The sequence below is a fragment of the Psychroflexus sp. MES1-P1E genome (genome assembly GCF_002836055.1).
Taxonomy (GTDB): Bacteria; Bacteroidota; Bacteroidia; order Flavobacteriales; family Flavobacteriaceae; genus Psychroflexus.
The window spans coordinates 1-1,547 of sequence record NZ_PJBS01000277.1; the positions used below are offsets into that span (position 1 = coordinate 1).

At 31.7% G+C, this 1,547-nt stretch carries 1 protein-coding gene; it reads left to right on the forward strand.

What is annotated here, in order from left to right; all coding sequences use genetic code 11:
• Nucleotides 1-34: 34 nt before the first annotated feature.
• Nucleotides 35-1,546, forward strand: coding sequence for a hypothetical protein (locus tag CXF67_RS18785; RefSeq protein ID WP_257984649.1), 1,512 nt, complete (start codon nucleotides 35-37; stop codon nucleotides 1,544-1,546).
• Nucleotide 1,547 lies beyond the last annotated feature (1 nt).

The window sequence follows — 1,547 nt, forward strand, 5'->3', positions numbered from 1 at the left end:
TCATCTTATCTGTAAATTTATATAAATTTTAATCATGAAAATTTTAATTTTTACTACTGTAATTTTATTCTCAAATTTATTTTCAATAAATACTTATTCTCAGAATATAGATGTGGATTGCGAGTGTGATTATGTCATTGATAGTTCTGATGATATGTGGCCTTCTGGTAATTTGAATAATAAAACCATATGCCTAAGTGGAAACTTTACATACAATACTAGTTCGAAAAATATTGGAAAAAATGGAACATTATGTATTGGTGAAGGCGTAACATTTAACTCTCAAGGTCTTCACTGGCCAAATGCCGGAAATAATTTAACGCTTAATAATTACGGAAATTTTAATCATGGAGATCAAATAACTATTATTATTAAAAATAATTCTGTAATAAATAACTACGGTACACTTACTACCGTAGCAAAAATAGAGAATGGTACTTTAAATTCCTATGATGGGGCAACAACAAATTTAGTTGGTGGCGGTACCGAATTTGTCAGTGGTCTTATTAATGTTTATTCTGGTAGTACCCTTGATGTTAATTCCGGTTCAGAAGAAGGAATGGGCCGTGGATTTATTTTAAATAATGAAGGTTCTACTACTTTTCAAGGCACTCTTGCCAACAGTAATGGTTCCATCAATTCTTCTGGAACGATAAATTTTAAAAAATTCAGAAATGATTCATATGCTAATATTTCTGGTGATTTAATAATTTCAGGAGATCTAGAAAGCAATTCTAACAATGCTGAACTTATTGTTGAAAACAGTTTTATTGTCCATGGTGAATTAAATTTATGGAGTGGTAAAATTATAGCTAATGCTGGTTTTGAAATTTTTGGTAATACTAAAATCAATTCTAACAATGCTGAACTTATTGTCGAAAACAGTTTTATTGTCCATGGTGAATTAAATTTATGGAGTGGTAAAATTATAGCTAATGCTGGTTTTGAAATTATTGGAAAAACTACAATCAATTCTAATGGTACAATTCAATTCGGAGGTGAAATTATTTTTAATGAATTGACAAGTTATCAAGGTCTTATCGAATCAAGCTCAGGTTGTAATAAAATTATCCTAAATGGGACAGTCAGTGGATGGGGAGGTAGAATTACTGCCAATGATGAAAGCGCAATTACAATTCCTAGTTTTTGGAAAATTCCTTTCAATTGGGTGCTTAACGGAACCGTTGGTTTGGAAATATGTATACCACGGCCAACCATTTGGATTGGTGTAGTTTCGACTGATGCTGGAAATATAGATAATTGGATTAATGGCCCCCCTAATAAAGATATTGATGTTGTGATCAATATTACACCAAATGATCCCCTTTTTTCAGAGAATATAGAAATGAAAAATTTATCGATCGCTACCGGTGCTAGTGTCTCACAAACCAATGAATCTCAAATTGATGTTTATGGCGATTTTCAGAATAATGGCACCTATAACCCAGGAAACTCAACTTTGGCATTTAAAGGAGCTGGAATCCAGAATTTTTCTACAGATAATACAATCTCAGTATATAACTTCTGTCTCTTATTACACATCTGAC

Bases quoted from the DNA above. Each gene is read 5' to 3' on its own strand.
- CXF67_RS18785 (WP_257984649.1), top strand. From the start codon at position 35: ATGAAAATTTTAATTTTTACTACTGTAATTTTATTCTCAAATTTATTT.